The organism is Paraburkholderia elongata, assembly GCF_013177735.1.
GTDB lineage: Bacteria > Pseudomonadota > Gammaproteobacteria > Burkholderiales > Burkholderiaceae > Paraburkholderia > Paraburkholderia elongata.
The window spans coordinates 55,118-75,081 of record NZ_WOEZ01000115.1 but is presented as its reverse complement, the minus strand read 5'-3'; the positions used below and the strand labels follow the sequence as shown (position 1 = coordinate 75,081).

Sequence of the window (19,964 nt, the reverse complement as noted above, 5' to 3'; positions counted from 1 at the left end):
TCCGTACGCAGGTGCAGCGCGTAAAAGCGTTCTGCCAGCTCGAAGCCTGGTGTCCGGCCAGCCCGCTCAACTTCTTCGTCGGTCACCTTGGTCTGCGGCGGGATCACGATCTGCCGGCCGAGCGCCTCGGAGGCCAACTGGCCATAGAAGGTGTAGTTACCCGCGATCGTTCGGAATTCCTGGTCGGCTGCCGCCACCTCGCTGCTCTGCTTCAACGCGCGCGCGTACCAGTAGACCCATGCTGGCTGTGCGCGCAGCGCGGCCGGCATCTGCTCGATCGACCAGCGCACCATTGTCCAATCCCCGGCCAGCAGCGCGCTGCGCGTGCGCCACTCGTAGGCCTGACTCGACAGGGGCGCGTTCGCCGACAGCCGGTACCAGTTCACCGCGCCCGGTAGCTGCCTGAGCACCGCCTGATAGGCGATCGTGCCCCAACCGATAGCCCGTTCTGCCAGGGTGAGCGACGGTGCGATTACGGTGAAGGTGGCCTCGGCGGCCTCCGGATCGCCGACCGCCAACTGTGTGATGGCGAGCAGCGCGAGTTGATGGGACGCTGCGTCCAGCTGGATGCCTTTCGCGAGCAACAGGCGTGGCTGGTTCGTCGCCTGCTCGAGGAGCAGCTGATCCGGGCGCGCCGCGCCCAGCGCATTGACCAGTCTGCCGCCCGTCGTCCTCGCGCCCTGTTCATAGGCCTGGCGAATCAGCTGCCACCCATCGTCCGGAGTGAACTGCTGGTTACGGTCGAGCGCGGTGATCAGATCGACGCAGCCGTCACCGTACCAGTTCGGCTCGACGAGCAGCGCCCGCGCCGCGTCGGCCACATTTTCGCCTCGCGTGGCACGGGACTCGAGCGCATAGCACTTCACCTGCGTGTCGTCGTCCAGGACGAACTTTGAATATTGCGAATCGAAATCGTGCCAGTCGTGGCGCGCCCCGAGCACGCGAAGGTAGTCGTTGCGCAGACGGTCGGCAATCGCCTGTCCGTCGTAGCGTTGCAGAAATGACAGCACCGGTGCGTCCGGCGCGTCGAGATTCGCATGCCCCGCGCCGTTGAACAGACGCGGCTTGATCTGGAAATAGCTGAGATAAGCCGGCGCCGGATAATTCGGAATCAAGCTTGCCAGGTGCGCTGCGCGCGCGGGATCGTTGTCGCGTGCAGCGTCATGCAACTTGATGAAAATCTGATCGTCGGCGGATAACGAGGTGAACGGGGTGGGATGTCTGGCTAGCACCGTGCCAGACATGACCAATGTCACGGCGGCAAGGGCAAGGCCGACCGTGCGAGACACCCGGTGAAGTCGTGTGGACATCGCTGTTTTCTCGTTGTTTCAGTGCAGAACATTGAACCAAAGCTTAGGCCGCTACCCGGCGAAGCGAAGCTTCGAAAAACACAGGACTCAACCCGCAATTCAGCTCTTTGCGAGCCGGATGCCTGGGCCACATCGGCACTTGCGTGTCCGCTGTTTCGTAGCGTGGGCCGGGAGCTGGATTCGGCAATGCGATCCAGAAGGTCTTGAACGCGGCGTTGGTCGTTCTGGCCGGGATGCTCGCTTCTGGGTGGTTTTGGAGCGGAGGGTCGTCAAAGAGCAGCGAGGACTAAATGAAACGGGCACCCACCTGGGTGGAGATTCCTCCGCTTATGTCGAGAAAGACTCTTGACTGACCAGCGCGGCTAGAGCTCACGAGTGCTGCGAGTGAGGTGGTTGTTGGACCTAACCACGGTAGCCAGGCAGCGAGCGCGGGGGGCACGGCCGAGACCTTGGCTAGTCGGATGGAAGTCGAGATCGACGAACGTGGCCGAGTTTGTGATCTACATCGTCAAAGGCCGTGACGTTCGAAGCAAATCTTTATACGACCGCTTTGCGCGCTGCGTCAGTATTTAACGGAGCACGGTAGTCTGCGACGATAGACGGCCAATTGCAGCAGTTCGCTCTCGTCGGCGCGTGGTCATTCGACCGGCGATTCAGCTTTGGTAAGAGACATTGAGACGGCCGAGCGTCGAGCGGCAGAGAAGGGTCGACATGCGACGCTACCCGCTGAAGAGCCGGTCGCACCCCGCATACGTGCGACGCGGCTCGGCGATTCCCACGTAACCGCGTAAGGTTGCGCCCCGCAAAATATCCGCCCGCCCAGTTTCTAGCCGCGCGCGGCCCGGCCCCCATTTTTATAGCAAATTTTTCGTTCTTTCGATGGCGACGGATTAACTCCAAAATTGGCTTCTTTTTAACGGATTGGACTCCCCATCGTCGGCGCACACTGACATCGTGCCAATCGCGCAGGGAGCCTGAGATGTCTTTCCGCCACCACAAAAGTTGTCAGTTCGAAGTTGGCCTACCGGACGTATCTATGTCCGATTGGAACAGTCCTTCGCCGTACTCCGACGCGGGCATGATGCGCGGCCTGCACCTCGCGTCGGAGTCCGTGTTGCGCCTCGCGACGCAGACTCACAACGCCGTCGCACGTGGCGACACGGTGGGGGCGGAAGTAGCGCGCGTGTCGCTCGAAAAGCAGTTGGCACTGACCACGCGCCTGATCGATGAGCTATTGCTCAATGGTACCGACCAACCTACGGCACATTGACTGGCCGTCAGGCCAGACAGAACTAATCGCAGTGTCGAACTTCTGAAGACTGAAATGAGTGCCTTGACCGTAATTCTCTGCATTTGGACGATGGTAGCTATCTGCGCGATCCTCTACATCCGCGGCGCCAGCCCGCGCGTTGAGCGAACCACCAAATCGCCGCAACGCCGACCAGCGCGCTTTTCAATCGCTGAGTAACGGCGATCAGCCTGCCAATACGGCGGCGACCGCGACCGCTTCTTCGCCCTCACCCGAATTGCTTCCTTCGTTAAGTGATTGTCGTGAAGGTCGACAATCAGCAAACGCCGTGCTGCGGATACTCCGCGACGGCGAGGCAGACGAACACGAGGGGCGGTAGCCTCCATAGCCTAGCTGTCAGCTTGCGGCCGAGCCTGTGTGAAAACACACTCATCGCCTAAACTGAATCAACGCATTCAGACCGGGTGACTCATGAAGCGATTCGTTGAAGGCGATGACCGCAAGCAGGTCGCACTACTTCCCGAATGCGTCGATGACTACATCGGACAGGACAATCCGGTCAGGGTCATAGATGCCTTCGTCGACGAACTGGACCTCGCGGAACTTGGATTCAACGGTACCACGCCAGCGCTCACGGGGCGCCCGTCCTATCATCCGGGCGTGATGCTCAGCATCTATGTCTACGGGTATCTGAACCGGGTGCCGTCCAGCCGGCGTCTTGAGCGCGAATGCCAGCGCAATGTCGAGCTGATGTGGCTGACAGGACGTCTGGCGCCAGACTTCAAGACGATCGCCGACTTTCGCCGCGACAACGGCCCAGCCATTCGCAACGTATGCCGTCGTTTCGTCGAACTGTGTCGCGGACTGAAGCTGCTATCCGGCGACATGGTGGCAATCGACGGCAGCAAGTTCAAGGCTGTGAACAGCCGTGACAGGAACTACACCGCAGGCAAGATCGACAAGCGTCAGCAGCAGATCGAGGAAAGCGTGCAGCGATATCTCGACATGATTGAAACCGCAGACCGGACCAGTCCGACAGGTTTCGATGTGAAGACCGTGCGCCTGTACGAGAAGATCGCGCTGTTGCGCCAGCGGATGCGTGAGCTCGAGCAAATCAAAGAGCAACTGAAGAACGAACCGGACAGACAGCTGTCGCTTACCGACCCGGATTCCCGTTCCATGACCAGTGGTGGCAAAAGAACCGGAACGGTTGGTTACAACGTTCAGACCGCCGTGGATACGAAGCATCATCTGATCGTCGAACACGAGGTGACGAATATCGGAAGCGATCAGGGGCAACTCAGCAAGATGGCTGTGTCGGCGAAGAACGCGATGGGCAAGCCGAAGCTGAAGGTGCTGGCTGACCGGGGCTACTTCAGCGGTCCGGATATCCGCGCGTGCGAACTGGCCGGGATCAAGGCGTATGTCCCGAAACCGCTCACCTCGGCATCAAGGAAGAAAGGGCTCTTTACCAAGCGAGACTTTGTCTACGTTGCCAGGAACGATGAGTATCGATGCCCCGCCGGCGAGCGCGCGATTCATCGATTCACGACCGTTGAGCATGACATGAATCTGCATGTGTACTGGCCCAGCGCGTGCGCGCATTGCCATCTCAAGGAGCGATGTTCGCCCAGCGACTATCGCCGTATCCGACGATGGGAGCACGAACAGATACTGGAGGCCATGCAGCGTAGGCTTGACCGGAAACCAGATGCAATGACCATTCGCAGAAGTACCGTTGAGCACGTATTCGGTACGCTCAAGTACTGGATGGGTGCCACGCACTTCCTGACCCGGACGCTCGGACGGGTGAGCACTGAAATGAGTCTTCAGGTATTGGCCTACAACCTGAAGCGCGTCCTGAATATACTCGGGGTTGCCGAAGCATTAAAGGCGATAAGAATGGCTCAAACCTAAGGCCCAGAGGGGCTTTCTTTCGCTCGCGATGTTCGATTACGGCAAGCTCGGCGTATTAAACTCGATCAACCTGACCGGCAATCTCGCCCTCACGGGCAAAAATCGGGTTTTCACACGGTCTCGGCCATGAAGAGACGCCCACCTCTCGGCCATGAATGACCGCTGACACGACGAAACCGGCCCCTCGATCCCGACTTCGGTGACCCCTCGCGGGCTAATCACCGAGTGTTGCCTCGAAGGGCGCGTCCGTATCATGCAAAATAGTCGCATCTAAAATGCGGAGGATGGCCCGTGGGCGTCAACTTCGACCTGAACGATTTGCAGGCGTTTCGAGCCGTCGCGGAGTTGGGCAGCTTCCGCAAAGCAGCGGAGGCGGTCAATATTTCGCAGCCAGCGCTGAGCCGGCGCATCGAGAAGCTCGAAGCGGCGCTCGGCGTGCGGCTCTTCGAGCGGACCACCCGCAGCGTGACGCTCACCACCATAGGTCGCGTGTTCGCCCCAAGCGCTGAACAACTTCTCGACGATCTCGATGTCGCGTTGCTCGGCATCCGCGACGTCTCCAGCAGCCGCCTAGGTCATGTGACCATCGCATGTGTACCGTCGGTCGCCTACTATTTCCTGCCGAGCGTCGTTGCCGCCTATCACAGCCGCTATCCGCGGATCCGGGTCAAGCTGCTGGACTCGAGCGCCAACGAAGTGCTCGGCTCGGTCATCAGCGGTGAAGCCGATTTCGGCGTCAGCTTCATGGGCAGCCAGGAAACCGAGGTCGAGTTCAAGGTCCTGCTGCAGGAACGGTTCGTCGCCGCGTGTCGTCGCGATCATCCCCTTGCTCGGAAAAAGCAGGTGACCTGGAGTGAGCTTTATGAACACGAATACGTTTCCGTCGACAAGACTTCCGGCAACCGCCTGCTGCTCGATCAGGCGTTGACCAACGTGGCGCCGGCAGTGCCGAGCGTCTGCGAGACTCGCCATGTCACCACCATGCTCGGCCTGATTGAAGCGGGACTCGGTGTGGCAGCGGTGCCTTCAATGGCAATGCCCATGCGCGACCATCCGATTTTGACCAGCGTGCCGCTCGTCGATCCGGTCGTGACGAGGCGAGTCGGCATTGTCAGACGCCGGGGACGCCCCCTCGCGCCGGCCGCGCAGCAGTTCTACCAGACGATCCTCGACACGAAGCGCAGCGGCATGGTCGGTGCGGCGAAGAAGACCCCGAAATGACACTACCAAGGCCCTTTAGGCTGCTTTACGTCCAGGTCCTGCTTGGAATGGGACTCGGCATGACCGTGGGCCACTTCTGGCCACAGGTCGGCGCATCGCTCAAACCGCTCAGCGATGCATTCGTCGCTCTGGTACGCATGATGATCGCGCCAATCGTCTTCTGCACGATCGTCATCGGCATCACCTCGCTTGCGAGCGGCTCGAAGATCGGCCGCACCATCCTGAAGGCGCTCGCGTTGTTTTACCTTCTCACCATCGTTGCGCTCGTTCTGGGCCTCGCGACCGCGTTCGCGCTGCATCCGGGCGCGGGACTGCACATCGACGCGCATCATCTGGACACCACCATCCTCGCGCAGTATTCGACTCGCACGCAGTCGCACGGGCTCGCCGAGTTCGCACTGCATCTGATTCCGGAGACGTTCGTCGGCGCCTTCGAGAAAGGCGAGGTTCTGCCAGTCCTGCTGCTTGCCCTTCTGTTTGGCTTCGCATTGAACGCCAGCGGAAGCGCCGGACGGCTAGTGCAGGAATTCATCGACGGCATCGCGCACGTGCTGTTTCGCATCCTCGCGCTGATCATGCGGCTTGCACCCGTTGGGGCATTCGGCGCGATGGCGTTCACGGTGGGCCGTTTCGGCATCCGTTCGCTTGGCTCGCTCGGCATGCTGATGGTGTCGTTGTATGCGGCGTGCCTGCTGTTCGTCGTCTGCGTGCTCGGTCCGCTCGCACGCCTGCATCGCTTCTCCCTCTGGCGTTTGCTGCGCTACCTTCGCGAGGAACTTATCATCGTGCTCGCGACGTCGTCGACCGAACCAGTGCTGCCGCGCCTCATCGTCAAGCTCGAAGCGCTTGGCTACGACAAGGGCATGGTAGGTCTTGTGCTGCCCGCCGGCTATTCGTTCAATCTCGACGGCACGGCGATTTACCTGACGCTCGCCTCGATGTTCATCGCGCAAGCCTGCGATGTACACCTCTCGGGCGGCCAGATCACGACGATGCTCGTGGTCATGCTGGTCACGTCTAAGGGGGCGGCGGGCGTGTCGGGCAGCGGACTGGTTGCGCTCGTCGCGACGCTCGCCGTCATTCCGGATCTGCCGGTTGCAGGCGTCGCGCTACTGGTCGGCATCGATCGCTTCATGTCCGAGGCGCGTGCCCTGACGAGCGTGATCAGCAACGCCTGCGCGGTGATCTTCGTATCGATGTGGGAGCGCGCCTGCGACCGGGCGCGTCTGAAAGAAGCATTGAGCCTGGCGCATGAGCCCGAAGAAGCTTTCGATCAGCCCGCCGACCTGCCGGGCTGAATCGTTGCCGTCGTCTCAATGAGTGGCGACGGAATCGAGCCCGGTCGATGTCACCTCCGGCTGCACGGCGGGCGACGCGAGATAGTCGAGCAGCGCTTTCGCCTCCTTCGGATGCTGCGCGCCGACCGGGATGCCGGCCGCAAAGCGCGTGACGGACTGCATCGACTCCGGAATCTTGCCGACGTACGCTGCGCCCTTCACCGGGAGCAACTCGCTCACCTGCTGAAATCCCACTTCGTAGTCGCCGGTTGCAACCACCGACGCCACCGGGATCTTCGGGATCATCTTCGCCTTGGTCTTCACCTGTTCCTCGATGCCGAGCCGCTTGAACAACTCGCGCTCGATATAGACACCGCTCGCGCTATCCGAGTAAGCGATCGACCGGGCATGCAGCAAGGTTTCCTTGAGCGCCGCCTCAGACCCGATGTCGGGCTTCGGCGCGCCATCGCGCACGACCATGCCGATGCGCGAATCCGCGAGATCGACGCGCGAATTGGGGATCACCTTGCCCTGCTTGATGAGGTCGTCGAGTGCATAGCCGACCATGATCACCACGTCGGCAAGCTCGCCGCGCTGAAGCCGGTTCGGAATGGCCTCCGGCGACTTGCCCATCGACGGTCCGAGCGCGGTATCGAGCGTGTTGCCCGTGGACGCCGCGAACTTCGGGCCGAGCAGCTTGTAGGCGGCGGTGAAGCCGCCAGAACTCATCACGTGCAGATCGGCGGCCTGCACATTCGCCGCAGCGGCGGCGCTGCCGAGGAGCGCCCCGGTGCAGAGTTTCAGAAGGATGGATTTCATGGTTGAAAGTCAGGCTGAAGTTCGAGGAGCGAAGCGATGCTTCAGGAAGCCGCATGCAGCGGAACGCGACGGCGCCGATACAGTGCGAGTGTGGCACCGAGCCCGCACACCGCGGCGAAGCTCATCCAGTAGCCCGGCGCGGCTTTATCGCCCGTCATGTGAATGAGCGCGGTCGAGATAACGGGTGTGAAACCGCCAAAGACCGCCGTCGCAAGGCTGTAGGCCAGCGAGAATCCAGCGACACGCACTTCGACCGGCATCACTTCGGTGAGTGCGACGACCATCGCGCCGTTGTACATCCCGTACATGAACGAGAGCCAGAGCAGCACAAGCAGCATGTTGACGAAGCTCGGAGCGTGAGCCAGCAGCGATAGCGCGGGGTAAGCGGTCGCAATCGCCAGGATCGTCATTCCGAGAAGGAGCGGACGGCGTCCGATCCGGTCCGATAACGCGCCACCAATCGGCAGCCAGATGAAGTTGGAGATCCCCACGCACAGCGTGACGAGCAGGCTATCGGCGGTGCTCAGATGCAGGACCGTCTTGCCAAAGGTCGGCGCATAAACCGTGATCAGATAGAAGCTCGTGGTGGTCATTGCGACCAGCAGCACGCCCGCGATCACGACATTCCAGTTCTGCACGAGCGTCGTAAAGACTTCTTTCATGCTCGGCCGATGCTGGCGCTGTTTGAATTCCTGCGTTTCCTCGAGATTGCGCCGCAAGATGAAGATGAAAGGCACGATCATGCAGCCGACGAAGAACGGCACGCGCCATCCCCACGCAGCGATCGCCGCCGTGTCGAGCCACTGATTTAGCGCGAAGCCGAGCGCGGCAGCGATGACGATCGCCACCTGCTGGCTCGCCGACTGCCAGCTCGTGAAGAAACCCTTGCGGCCCGGCGTCGCCATCTCGGCGAGATAAACTGATACGCCGCCCAGTTCCGCACCCGCGGAGAAGCCCTGCAGCAGACGGCCAATGAGAACCAGGGCCGGGGCGAATAGTCCGATCGTCGCATAGCCGGGCACGAACGCGATCAGGATGGTGCCGCTCGCCATGATCGACAGCGTGACAATCAGGCCCTTACGGCGACCGACATCGTCGATATACGCGCCGAGGATGATCGCGCCGAGCGGCCGCATCAGGAAGCCGGCGCCGAAGACCGCGAAGGTCATCATCAGCGATGCGAACTCGCTGGCCGCCGGGAAGAAGACAGCGGCGATCTGCGTCGCATAAAAGCCGAACAGGAAAAAGTCGAACTGCTCCAGGAAGTTGCCGGCTGTCACGCGGAAAACGGCGGCGCTCCTGGAGTGCCCGGGGGACAGGGTGGTGGCGGAGGGTTGCATCAAGGTGTCTCCTGAAATTTTGAATTCGCGACGATCCGGCGGATTGTGGTTTTCTGGAATATTGGCCTGGACGCCGCGAAACGATAAGTGCAATTTTCTGAACGATTGATGTTCGGCGGTTATCAATGGGTGCGAGGAAAGCCCGCCGAAGCTGCTCGGTGCAGCAGCGACGCGGCTGGCTCACCCCGCAGCCGGCAAGGCGAACGATCAGGCCACGAAGCGGCACTCAGACGCTGGCGTGCGTGTGTCCATGTTGCGCCCGCGGTTGAGGTGATCGTCGATTTCCGCCGCGCAGCCGAGCATCCGGGGATAAAGGAAGATCGTGAACGCGGCGGTTTCCAGGTCGGACTCGCTGAATTCTCCGCTTCGCAGCGGCTGCCACAGCATCTTGAGCAGCAGGGCAGCGATCACCGCATCGACATTGACGCAATAGACGTTGCGGGAGACGCCCGCATCGAACAACGCCTGCACGAGCGAGCGATACCACGCATGGAACACGTTGTATTCCCCACGCTTCTCGCACAGATCCGCGATGAACACCTCGCGCGGGTCGTGGTTGATTGGCCTGTCCTTGAAGACCGGATGATTCACGCCCGGAAGCTTCGCTATGTCGAGGCTGCCTGCATTTTTCTGCCGTGCCTTGTACTGCGCATACCGCTCCACGGAGCGCTCGGCAAGCGACCGCAGATCCACACCATGGCCGGGGTTCGACGGATCGTCGAGCCCGCTATCCCGGAAGGCCTCAATCAGAAATGCGATGCCCTCATACCCGTTGCCGCCATGCGTGTAGCCTGTATGCGAAAGAAAGCCGACGAGCGCCTTGTTGAGTTGCACGCGCTCGGGACTTTCCGGACCGTCGGCTGATACCGCGCCCTTCGCCCCCTGCGCCGAGATTGCACCCGGACCGTTGGTGAGCAGCAGGCCGACGAGCGTCTTGAAGGCGAACAGGTCATCAGGGGCAGGCTTGAGGTTGAGCAGCGCGGCAAAGCAGATCTCGGTAAGGCTGCGTTCGTTCAGGAGTTCGTCGGTTGCGAAGCCACAGAAGCCATCTGGACTGTGTCGCGATGCATCCGCAGAAGCGCCGATCAGCGTTCCGAACAGCATGGTCCACCAGGGCAGGCTCTCGGCAGTCACGCGCGAGATGCGTTTGCGCATGAGCGGTCCCCACGCCAGCGTCGCGGTGATCGCGGCCAGCACCGCGTCCGCCGTAGGGTGAGCGGGTCGGGACGTGATCCAGCGGATGAAAGCCGACCTGGCGCCACGCTCGGCGAGTCCTGCGAGCATCGCCTCGGCACGCGGGTCATGGGAGCCCGTAAATAGCCGCTCCGACCCGCTCGCGTCGATCCGGCTGATGTCGAAGGTTTCATCAAGCGGGTTGGCAAGGTTGGCAGCAGCGAAGCGATCGATCAGCCATTTCGCGGCGTCCCGCGCCGCGCGCTGACGATTCGGCCCGACGATCGAAGCGGCAGCCGCCAGAATTGCGTTCGGCGCGTTGCCGGCCTCGCGAGCGGCCTGCGCCGCGGCGAGCTCCGGTGTTCCGTGCAGATTGATTGATGCGGCGATCGCGACATTGATGAGCTTCTCGTCGTTCTCGCCGCCGAATTCATGCAGCAGGGCGAGGCTTACGTTTGCTTCAAGCGAACGCGTCGCGGCATCCAGCATCGAGGTTCCGTGCAGACTGCTCACCTGCGTCTTCGCGTCCATCTGCGACGCACTCGATGCGTCCTTTAGCGCCTGACGGGGCGCAATCGCGCCGACCTGGCGATTGACCTGGAAGATCTGTTCGTTGTACGGCGCGACAGCTTCCACCACCGGAATCGCAAGGCCGGAGGGAAGGGCGATGTCCTGGTCGGAACCGAACCACGGCTTGAGCGCGAGACTGCCCTCCGGCGCGAAGTCGGGCATCGTTGCGTTGGCGCGCATCACGGCAGTCAGGGCGGCCGGGATATGCGCGATGTTCGTGACCACGGCGCCTTTGTCCGAGCAGCAGGGATCGTCGGGCGTAAAGAGGCGATCCACGCAGAACTTCTCCATGAACCAGCGTTCCTTGGCTTGCGCGTCGTCGGCGCCGCCCGCCATCGCTCCGGCGTGGCCGACTGCCCGCGTCAGCTGGCTTTTCCATCGCCCCACCACGCACGCGACGACTGGCTTCGTGAAGGCCGCGTCGGCTTCGTAGTAGCCGCCCGGTTCGCAATAGAGCACAGCGGCCTTGCTGCGCGCGTCGTTCGCGAGCGCGTACGCGAATTCCGGCGCGGCGTAGTGGATGTAGACGTCCTTGCCGCTGGAAATGACCGTCGACGTGCCCCAGCCACTCATGCGCAGATACTGCGCGATCGTCGTGCTGAAGCCGCCCGAGTTGGAGAAGATCGCGATCGAGCCCCTGCGCAACGAATCGTCCGGATTGTCGCCGCCAAGCGCTCCGCCGATTCTCACGCGATTCCACGAGTCGGCGACGCCGAGCCCGTTCGCCCCAAAGATGTCGATGCCCGCTTGCTGCCCCATCGCGCGGATTTCGCGGGCGTCGTGTACGGCAATCTTTTCGGTGATGATGAATATCTTTCGAAGATCAGGATTGACCCGAATCAGTTCGGCGACACCGTCGCGGGCCGCCGATGGCGGCAGGTAGACCACCCCGCAGTTGAACCGGTGTCCCGCTTCCAGACCCTCGCGAACGTTGTTGTAGACGGGGATATCGCCGATCGATGTGGCTAGCACTTGCCCGCCCTTGCCCGGCGCCGTGCCGAACACGACATTGCCGCCGGAGAATGCATGACTGATGGGCGTCACGTCCGAGGATTCGCCGCCCAGGATGTTGAGGACGCACACGCGGTCGTCGCGCGTGGCGATCTGCGCGAGCGAGTTGACACCGACGAAATACTTGAACTGGTTGCTGCCTTGCTTGTACATGTCGATCTCCTTAAGCCTGAGCCGTTTCAGCGCCGATTTGGGCTGCAACCTCGGCACGGCCGCCGGCCTGCATCCATGCGTCTGCCTGCCTCGCGTACTGGATGACTTCGCTGATGTCGGAGTCGAATCCGAACAGCCGGTAAGGCAGACCGAGCGAATCGCATGTGTCTCTCAGCGCGGCCATGCCTCGTACGAGGTTCGGGCCTCCCCGGCCCAGCACGACATAGAGCGGTGTCGGGCCGTGCTCGCTGAAGTGTTCGCGAAGCGCGTCGGCCATCGCTCGCAGCGTCTCGAAGATGTCGGTGTTGTTGGACTTGCCGCCGATGATGAAAAGCACATTCGCCTGCTTGAGCCAGTGCCTGAAGCAGATACGAGCCACTTCCTTCATCTTTGCATAAGGCGGATTGCCGCCGAAATCCGACGAGATAATCGCCGCATCGCCCAGCATTTCGGTCACGAGCGAGTTGGCGCCTCCGCCGAACGTGGGGGCGAGGATCGTTCCCCTCTCGTTGATCACATACACATCGCTCTGCCCCTGGTGGGTGCGCAGCTGATTGATCTCCTGCTCGAAATCGGAGTAGTCCGCTGCGAACAGATGAGGCGGCAGCCCGAGACGCGCCCAGCGCGGATCATCGCGATCGAAGCCGCACTTGAAGTCACAGGCAACCGGTGTGAGGCGCCCCTTCCTGTCTTCGCGCATGCGAATCGGATTCAACTCCAGCGTGGTCATGCCGAAGTCGTGAAATAGCTCCCAAAGTTTCGGCAACTGCTGAACGAGCGGCGAGATGATCTCCTTCGGCGCGCCGATCTCACTCAGCGCATTGGCGACGACGAACGCCTTCAAGCCGGTCAACGCGTCGAATGGCACCATCGCCACGTGCTTCGGGTCGACCTCTTCGATTTCCATGCCACCCATGTGCGAGAGCGTCATGGTTGGTGCACGAAAGCGGGTGGAATCGGTGATCGAGAAGTAGACCTCGTGTTTGGCCGGGACGCCAGCTTCGAACGTCACGCCATTCGCCTTCGCTTTCAGGTGGCCGACGGCATGCTCGGCGAAGTACAACCGCTCCTTTTCGGACAACGCTGTCTTGAGGTCGGTCGCGCGGCCCAGCAAGCCCGCCTTCCCCTTCTTTCCGACTCCGCCCTTGAAGACGGGCTTGATAAAAATCTGACCATGACGATCGATCAAGGCCTTGATTTCCTCCTCGCTGGCGCTCGGGTCCAGGATCTCGCTGGCCGGGAATCCGACGAATTGCAACAGGCGGGCGCCGTGCAACATACCGGTGATTTGCATGGAAATGTCTCCTGAAGTTCATTGCGATATGAAAAGGAAAACGGGTCGTGTGGCGCCGGTATTGGCAAACCGCCGGTCGGGCCATTGATCGGGCACCGTATGTGCGCAGAACAGATGCGCGGTCGTTGGCGCACGCTCTAAGCGGCGCTCGGGTGCGCTCTACGAGATCCGATGCGCGAAGACTGACTTGATCGCGAAACCGCACCGCCCGCCATGCAAGGAGGGATGTGGGCTGCCTTGCAGGCTGCGACGTGTGGAAAGGGCGGCGTCCGGGTGTGCATGTGCTTGTCTCCGATGCGTTCGACTGTCGTTCCAATCTCTCTGGTATCTTGATTGCAGATACTCACGCAAAAGGAACTACGCGATAAGTGCAATTTTTTGAAGCATTGATGTTCAAACGTTATCAATGCACTTCCAGGACCATTCACATCGGCATCCGTGCACCGATGCCGCAGCAAGCCGCCTCGCGGACAGATACGGTCAGTTCACGCCGCCATGAGTCCGAGTGACTTTTTATGCAACATTTCGTCGTGGGCACTGGCCGGCAGGCACGCCGGCCCGATCGGCTCGAAGGAGTTACAGCTCGTGATGAACTCCCGATGCTCAAGCATCTCCGACTTCGAACGCGTGCCGTTCGCGACGGCCACCGTCAGACTGAACAACCCGCGGCCAATCTGATCGAGCGTGCTGCAGCCCTCAAGAACATGCCCGGCGTCGACGTCCATGTCACCGCACAGATTACGGAACATCGTCGGATGCGCACACACAGTGATGACGGGTGAGATCGCGGAGCCGACCACCGGCGCGCGTCCAGTCGTGGACAGGATCCCGTGGCAACCGCAGGCGATTAGCTCGCGGATCTCCGCGTTATCGCTGATTTTCGGTAGACCGAAGGTGGCTCGCCGTCCGGCACCACATTCGAGCAGATACAGGCCACCCGTCAGCAGAATGTCGCCCGGTTTGACGATGCCGACGTCCGGCAACGCGTCGCTGTTCGCACAGGCGTCGAGCGATTTCTTCTCCTGCATCATCAGTCCGCCTCCCGCGTTACCGACCGCGAAACCGCCGCGCCCGACCGTCCTGGAGTAGCGGGTCGCCTTAGCAAGGCAGTGGATGATCGCATCGGCCAGTTCGGGGCGCGCCTCGCACGACTTTATTTCGTATTCGCATGCCGCCGTTCTATCGAACACGCATGCGGCACCCTCCGCGATCAGCATGACGAGCGCGCGGTCCACAGCCCGGTTGGCGGCAATGCGGCTTGTGCCGTTCGAGCCACCGCAGATCGCACCTGTGATCAGTTCGTCGAGGCGCATTGGCACGGTGGGCTGCTCGCGCAACAACTCGCGCACATGGTGAATCCACTCGACGCCTTGCTGGATCGTGCTGCACGTGCCACCTCTTTCCTGAATCGTCAGCACGTCTACCGGACGCCCGCTCGCACGCACGACATCCGCCAGATAGTGCTTGTCCATGCTCTCGCAGCCGAGCGACACGAACAGCACCGCGCCGACGTTTGGATGCGTCGCGATGCGTTCCATCATCTTCTCGGCGTAGCGGTTCGGATAGCATCCCGGAAAGCCGATCAGATGCACTTCGGGCGCCGCATGGTGCGCGTTCGCCACGTCGAAGTCCGCGTCGCCGAAGAGCGGCTTGAACTGCGCGACGATTTCACGCGCGACGTGGCGTGCACATTCGACGAGATATGCGACCGCGACGACATTGCGGATACCCTTGCGCCCGTCGCCGCGCGGATAGCCGCTCAGCATCGGTTGATCCGTAACAGGTCGATTCATGATCGATCCCTCAGCGCACGACATAGCTGTGGCCTCCGTTGCGCGTATAGGCGCGAAGACAGTCGCTTTCGGGGTTGCGTGCATGTGCTCGCCCGTCTCGATGCCGACGTTCACGTGTTCAATTGGTGCGCCGTAGCGGATCACCTTTTCATGCGCGGCGCGCAACCGCGCTCTGCCGCCACTTCCGTATCGACGCTACGATCGTAGTGTGCCAAATCCTTCTGCTAGCTTTCACACAGGCAGGTTTTCTTTAAGGACTATCCCTACTTAGGTTAGTTAGTCCAAGGCGCGATCAATCTGATCTCGCCGCTTTGGGGCAACCGCCTTGCGTTTCACGTTACCGCTGCCAGACAGCAACTCTGTCATCACATCGTCGAGTTCGCGCGATGCAGCCGGCTGGATGCCGTCGAGCGTGGCGATGCGCAGCAGCACGTCGTTGCGCGTCCGTTCGGTGAAGCATTCGAGTACGTCAGAAGCCTGCTCCGGATCAAGGTGCACGAGGATGGTTGCGATGATTTGCGGGTGTTCGTTTTTGATCAGTTCCGCGACGGCTGGCGCATCCATCCACTTCAGGCCTTCGATGCCGCCAACGTCGTCACCGAGCAGAATGCGGTCCATGACGTTGCCAGCCCTGTCTTCGCTGAGCGCCCTGGTCAGCACCGACCGGATGTAATCCTTCGAGTCAAGCGATAGCGTCGTATGCGTTTCTGCTTCCTTGATGAAGTCTTGCAGCACAGTGTCGACGGCACCGCGCGTGACGTTTTTCAGCCCGGCCATCGCGATGCTGATCTTCTGCACCTCACGTGGGTCGAGGAACCGGAAGGCTTCGGCCGCCTCGTCTTCACCGAGCGACATCAGTAGCAACGCGGCCTTGTTGACTCCTTCGGCGTTCACTGACCGCTCCGTGACTTGCTAACAACGATCGCAGCGATCTTCTGATCTCTTTTTCCCGGCAAGCGCGCGTCGCTCAGTTGTTGTCCGGACGTTGGGAGCAATGCTCCATCCGTCGGTCGCATGCCTCCCGGAGACCTTAAAGGACGACGGACCGTGGGCCAGCCTGGGCGTGCCGGAAGTACATGCCGGACATGTTGCGCGAGCCGGTCCGCTTTAAGTCCGGCACGGTACGCTGACCTGAACGGTGCGGGATTCATGCGTCGGTGCCTCGCCGGCGGGGTACGTTCAGGTTGACCCACTCGTAAGCATCGTGCCCAAGCCTGCCCACTTCGCGCCACACGGCGAAGGGAATCTCCTGTCGGGCCGCGTGCCGATCAACCAGACCCTGGCATGCGTGTGTCATCTGTCGAAGCAGCACAATCGCGTGCGTTTGAGCTCTCCCCCCGTGCCGGTCGAGCGCCGTCTTCGCCTCGTGAGCCCGTTGAAACATTGCCCGCCATTGGGAATCCCGGATTTCCTGAGCGTGAGTGCCTCGCTGTGCGAGCGCGCTCGAAACAATGTGGAGGTTTTTGAGCGCCGTGATGACTTCTGGTGGCAACACAACGCAGCCTTCACTGCAGCCCTGGGGGTGACCCGCTTCAGTGGACGGTTACGTAGTTGAATTGTGCCCGGGTGAGGGTCCTCCCTTTGATGTGACGTTGCGGGTTGTCCACGGCCGGACGGCGGGTCGCCTTCTATGAGCGGAAAGTTGTCAAGCTTTTTAAGGGATACTCATAAATTAATCGACGACGCTGACCAACCTTGCCCGGGGGGTGGTCTCCCGTGCGCAGAAGGACGAGGGCTGGGGTCAAGATCCTATGAGTATCCGGGCCGTCGAGAGACTGATGCCTACAATCAGCATCGCGAGCCTACTGTATAGGAGATGATCATGGGCAACGACCGGAGGTGTCAGTTAGGTAGTGAAGAAGTGGTGCTGGCTGTCTCACTCGAGCTCGCGGCCAGCAAGTGGAAAGTCGCGCTGCACGACGGCCAACGGGAGCAGCCGGCGGTGCACACGGTCGCGCAGCCGCAGGCCGCCGCCCGCCTGCAGGCGGTGCTGGACCTGATCGAACTGCACAAGGAGAAGTGGTCGCTGCCGGCTGGCGCGCGCGTCGTCGTGTGCTACGAGGCTGGCCCGGACGCGTTCTGGATCTGGCGTGCGCTGCAGGCCCACGGCATTGAATGTTACGTCGTGGATCCGGCCAGTATCCCCGTCGAGCGTCGCAAGCGGCGTGCGAAGACCGACCGGCTTGACGCGATCAAGCTCGTCATCAACCTTCGCGCGTGGCTGCGCGGCGAGCGCGACCGCATGCACGTGGTTCACGTGCCGTCCGCGCAGGATGAAGCGTCGCGCCACCTGATGCGCGATCGCGGGCAACTGCAAAAGGAAGTGCTGCAGCACCGCGACCGCATGCGCAAGCTGCTGGCCACGCTCGGCTGCTGGGATGAGGTCGATCACAATGCCTTCGCCGGCCGCCTCGCGCGTGACGAGCTGAGGTGCTACGACGGCTCCGCGCTACCGCGCGAACTGCGTGAGCGGCTGCTGCGCGAGTGCGAACGGCTGGCGCTCGCCGAGCAGCAGCTCACGACGCTCGAGAAGACGCGGCAGGCGAGCGTGCCGGCCCCCGCGCGCCAGCGAAGCGATGACCTGGCGCGCCTGAAGGGGATTGGCGAAGTGGGCGCGTCGCGCCTGGCGCTCGAACTGTTCTGGAGGCAGTTCAGCAACCGGCGCCAGGTCGGGGCGTGCGTCGGGCTCGTGCCGCAGCCTTACGACAGCGGCGAGAGTCAGGTCGACCACGGGATCAGTAAGCAGGGCAACCGACGGGTACGTGCGCTGCTGGTCGAGATGGCGTGGTGCTGGCTGCGCTACCAGCCCGACAGTGCACTGACGCAGTGGTTCAACCAGCGCACGCAGGGCACTGGCCCCAACCGCCGTGCCCGACGCATCGCCATCGTCGCCGTCGCACGGCGACTGGCGATTGCCTTGTGGCGTTATCTTAAGGATGGCGTAATTCCCGAAGGCGCGCAACTGAAGCCCGGCCAGCCCGTCCGGTGCGCCGGGTGACGCCCCTCACGCGCCTTGCTACTCACATGGTCTGAAGTGAACACGCCCGTGCCTGCCCTGGGTTGCCACAGCAACCGATGTTTCAAGATTGGGCGTGTTCCCGGTCACGATTCCGGCGCAATGCGCATGCAGGATAAGGCTGGCTACCTGCCAGCGGATAGAAGGTGAGTAAGACGTTGGAGTCTTACGTGCGCGACGATCCACTTCAGACATGAAACATGGCATGGATCGCAGTAACAGCTATCAGGAGGGACCTGCCTCATGGTGATCCGGAGTTATCCACCGCCGGCCAGCGTCACGGTCGTAACAGGCAACCCGCCGGCCGGCCGTGGATAACTCCTGCACAGCCGGTCGTGGTGCGAGCCTTGGCTTCCCAGGCCGGCCTGCCCCTCAGCCAGCTACGACTACCGTATGCAGGCCGGGGTAGTCTTGTCGGTTCTGGTGCAAATAGGCTCGGCGAATCGGTTAGAGTACTTAGCCCAACAATCTGGTGGTCGGTGATGAGCAAGCGGAAAGGCCTGGAGGCGTTGTTTGATGGGCGACATTTTGATCGGGAGATCATCATTCTCTGCGTGCGCTGGTACCTTCGCTACAAGCTCAGCCTGCGCGATCTGGTCGAGATGATGGCCGAGCGGGGATTGTCGCTGGCACACACCACGATCATGCGTTGGGTAAAGCGCTTTACGCCGGAGTTCGTCAAGCGCTGGAACCGGTTTGGCATACCCACAGGCCGGTCATGGCGTGTTGACGAGACCTATCTGAAGATTCGTGGCAGGTGGGTCTATCTCTACCGGGCGGTAGATAGGGTCGGCCAGACAGTGGACTTCATGCTCAGGGCGAAGCGCGATGTAAGCGCGGCCAAAGCCTTTTTCAGCAAGGCCATCAAACATCAGGGGCAGCCACCGGAGACGATCACGCTCGATGGGTATGCCGCCTCGCACCGGGCCGTGCGGGAGATGATCGCTGACGCTCTGCTGCCTGAGGGAACGCAAGTGCGCTCCTCGAAGTATCTGAATAACGTGATCGAACAGGATCATCGAAACATCAAGTTCAGAACGAACGTGATGCTCGGATTAAAACGATTCAGGTGTGCGAAGACCACGATTTCAGGCATCGAGTTGATGCACCGCATCCGCAAGGGTCAGTTCAATCTCCGCACTCTCGGACTCAAGGATACTACCGCACCCGCCGTCTGGAATGCCGTCCTGTTCAATAAATAAGGCATCCTTATGTATTGGAGACGTATCGGCTTCACCAACTGTTTGCACCAGAACCTTCGAAAGTTGGGGATTGGCGCTGCATGAACCGTTCGCGCGCGATGTCTTCATAGAGATACAGAAGCAGTTCACGAGGCTCTTTGCGAAGCTCGTTGGCGAACTCAATCCGGCACTGTCGATGGAAGAACGCGAATTGCGTGGCGCATTGATCCTGTCCAGTTGCCAGGGCCTGGTTATTTTCCTTCGCTGGAGTGAAGACAACCCCTCGCAACTGCATGCCTTCCGCAAGGCTGTCAAGGTCGTATGGAGTGGCCTCGGCAAGGCTGACGAATGAGCATGCGCGACCTGCTGCCATGAGTCTGTGTCGTCGTGGCAGAACAATTGTCGCCGCGCACATTCGCGTGTCGGTCATCTCATGGGCGACCACCCAACCGGACGTGAACCAGGCGGTCAAAGCCATCATCGGGGCATGGCGCCGGGTGGCGGCCAATGCATCGAGTTTGGTGCGATAACACGCGCTTCGCCAGATCCACGCCAATAGTCGTAGTCTTCATTGCCGACTCTCCTGTCCCTTGCAGGGGGAACAACGATTTCCCACTTTGGCATAGGTCTGCCCGTTTCG

14 protein-coding genes and 1 pseudogene are annotated in these 19,964 nt (G+C 61.4%); 8 read left to right on the top strand and 7 right to left on the bottom strand.

Annotated elements, in window-relative coordinates:
- Nucleotides 1-1,310 (bottom strand): lytic transglycosylase domain-containing protein (locus GNZ13_RS21690; protein ID WP_172167946.1); only part of this gene is annotated, 1,310 nt, incomplete at its 3' end.
- Nucleotides 1,311-2,346: 1,036 nt separating this feature from the next.
- Between GNZ13_RS21690 and GNZ13_RS21685 the strand changes: the two genes are divergently transcribed.
- The 4 genes from GNZ13_RS21685 (at nt 2,347) to dctA (ending at nt 6,995) form a co-directional block, all read left to right on the top strand.
- Nucleotides 2,347-2,580, top strand: coding sequence for a hypothetical protein (locus GNZ13_RS21685; RefSeq protein WP_407945651.1), 234 nt, complete (start codon nt 2,347-2,349; stop codon nt 2,578-2,580).
- A gap of 450 nt (nt 2,581-3,030) precedes the next feature.
- The gene (locus tag GNZ13_RS21680) at nt 3,031-4,476 is read left to right on the top strand and encodes an IS1182 family transposase (protein ID WP_172167942.1); all 1,446 of its coding nucleotides are present in this window, start codon (nt 3,031-3,033) and stop codon (nt 4,474-4,476) included.
- Nucleotides 4,477-4,767: 291 nt separating this feature from the next.
- Nucleotides 4,768-5,697 (top strand): LysR family transcriptional regulator, encoded by a 930-nt coding sequence (locus GNZ13_RS21675; protein ID WP_172167940.1) that lies wholly within the window; start codon nt 4,768-4,770, stop codon nt 5,695-5,697.
- Nucleotides 5,694-6,995 (top strand): C4-dicarboxylate transporter DctA, encoded by a 1,302-nt coding sequence (gene dctA / locus GNZ13_RS21670; RefSeq protein WP_172167939.1) that lies wholly within the window; start codon nt 5,694-5,696, stop codon nt 6,993-6,995. Before GNZ13_RS21675 ends, dctA begins: the two co-directional genes overlap by 4 nt.
- Before the next feature lie 15 nt (nt 6,996-7,010).
- Here the strand turns inward: dctA and GNZ13_RS21665 are convergent, their stop codons facing one another.
- The 6 genes and pseudogenes from GNZ13_RS21665 to GNZ13_RS21640 all read right to left on the bottom strand — a co-directional run.
- Entirely contained in the window at nt 7,011-7,793 is a 783-nt protein-coding gene (locus tag GNZ13_RS21665; RefSeq protein ID WP_172167937.1) for a substrate-binding domain-containing protein, read from the bottom strand.
- Between the two features lie 41 nt (nt 7,794-7,834).
- The gene (gene tcuC, locus GNZ13_RS21660; RefSeq protein WP_172167936.1) at nt 7,835-9,133 is read right to left on the bottom strand and encodes an MFS transporter; all 1,299 of its coding nucleotides are present in this window, start codon (nt 9,131-9,133) and stop codon (nt 7,835-7,837) included.
- A 207-nt stretch (nt 9,134-9,340) separates the two neighbouring features.
- Nucleotides 9,341-12,040, bottom strand: coding sequence for a CoA-binding protein (locus GNZ13_RS21655; RefSeq protein WP_172167934.1), 2,700 nt, complete (start codon nt 12,038-12,040; stop codon nt 9,341-9,343).
- A 10-nt stretch (nt 12,041-12,050) separates the two neighbouring features.
- Nucleotides 12,051-13,334: an ATP-grasp domain-containing protein gene (locus tag GNZ13_RS21650; RefSeq protein WP_172167933.1), complete on the bottom strand. Its 1,284-nt coding sequence runs from the start codon at nt 13,332-13,334 to the stop codon at nt 12,051-12,053.
- A gap of 485 nt (nt 13,335-13,819) precedes the next feature.
- Nucleotides 13,820-15,127, bottom strand: a complete 1,308-nt coding sequence (locus GNZ13_RS21645) for a UxaA family hydrolase (RefSeq protein ID WP_236002116.1) — start codon at nt 15,125-15,127, stop codon at nt 13,820-13,822.
- Between the two features lie 327 nt (nt 15,128-15,454).
- Nucleotides 15,455-16,021, bottom strand: a pseudogene (locus GNZ13_RS21640) (flagellar motor switch protein FliG); the annotation flags it as partial.
- 310 nt (nt 16,022-16,331) lie between these two features.
- Between GNZ13_RS21640 and GNZ13_RS21635 the strand changes: the two are divergent.
- The 4 genes from GNZ13_RS21635 to GNZ13_RS21620 all read left to right on the top strand — a co-directional run bounded on the left by GNZ13_RS21635 (nt 16,332) and on the right by GNZ13_RS21620 (nt 19,676).
- A complete protein-coding gene (locus GNZ13_RS21635; RefSeq protein WP_172167930.1) occupies nt 16,332-16,682 on the top strand; it encodes a hypothetical protein in 351 nt (116 codons plus the stop codon).
- A gap of 267 nt (nt 16,683-16,949) precedes the next feature.
- Nucleotides 16,950-18,125 (top strand): IS110 family RNA-guided transposase, encoded by a 1,176-nt coding sequence (locus tag GNZ13_RS21630; protein WP_456238730.1) that lies wholly within the window; start codon nt 16,950-16,952, stop codon nt 18,123-18,125.
- A 500-nt stretch (nt 18,126-18,625) separates the two neighbouring features.
- Complete coding sequence (locus tag GNZ13_RS21625) at nt 18,626-19,345, top strand: IS6 family transposase (protein WP_172167957.1); 720 nt, start codon at nt 18,626-18,628, stop codon at nt 19,343-19,345.
- A gap of 70 nt (nt 19,346-19,415) precedes the next feature.
- On the top strand, nt 19,416-19,676 hold the full coding sequence (locus GNZ13_RS21620) for a hypothetical protein (protein ID WP_236002115.1): 261 nt from the start codon (nt 19,416-19,418) through the stop codon (nt 19,674-19,676).
- The last annotated feature ends 288 nt before the right edge of the window (nt 19,677-19,964 follow it).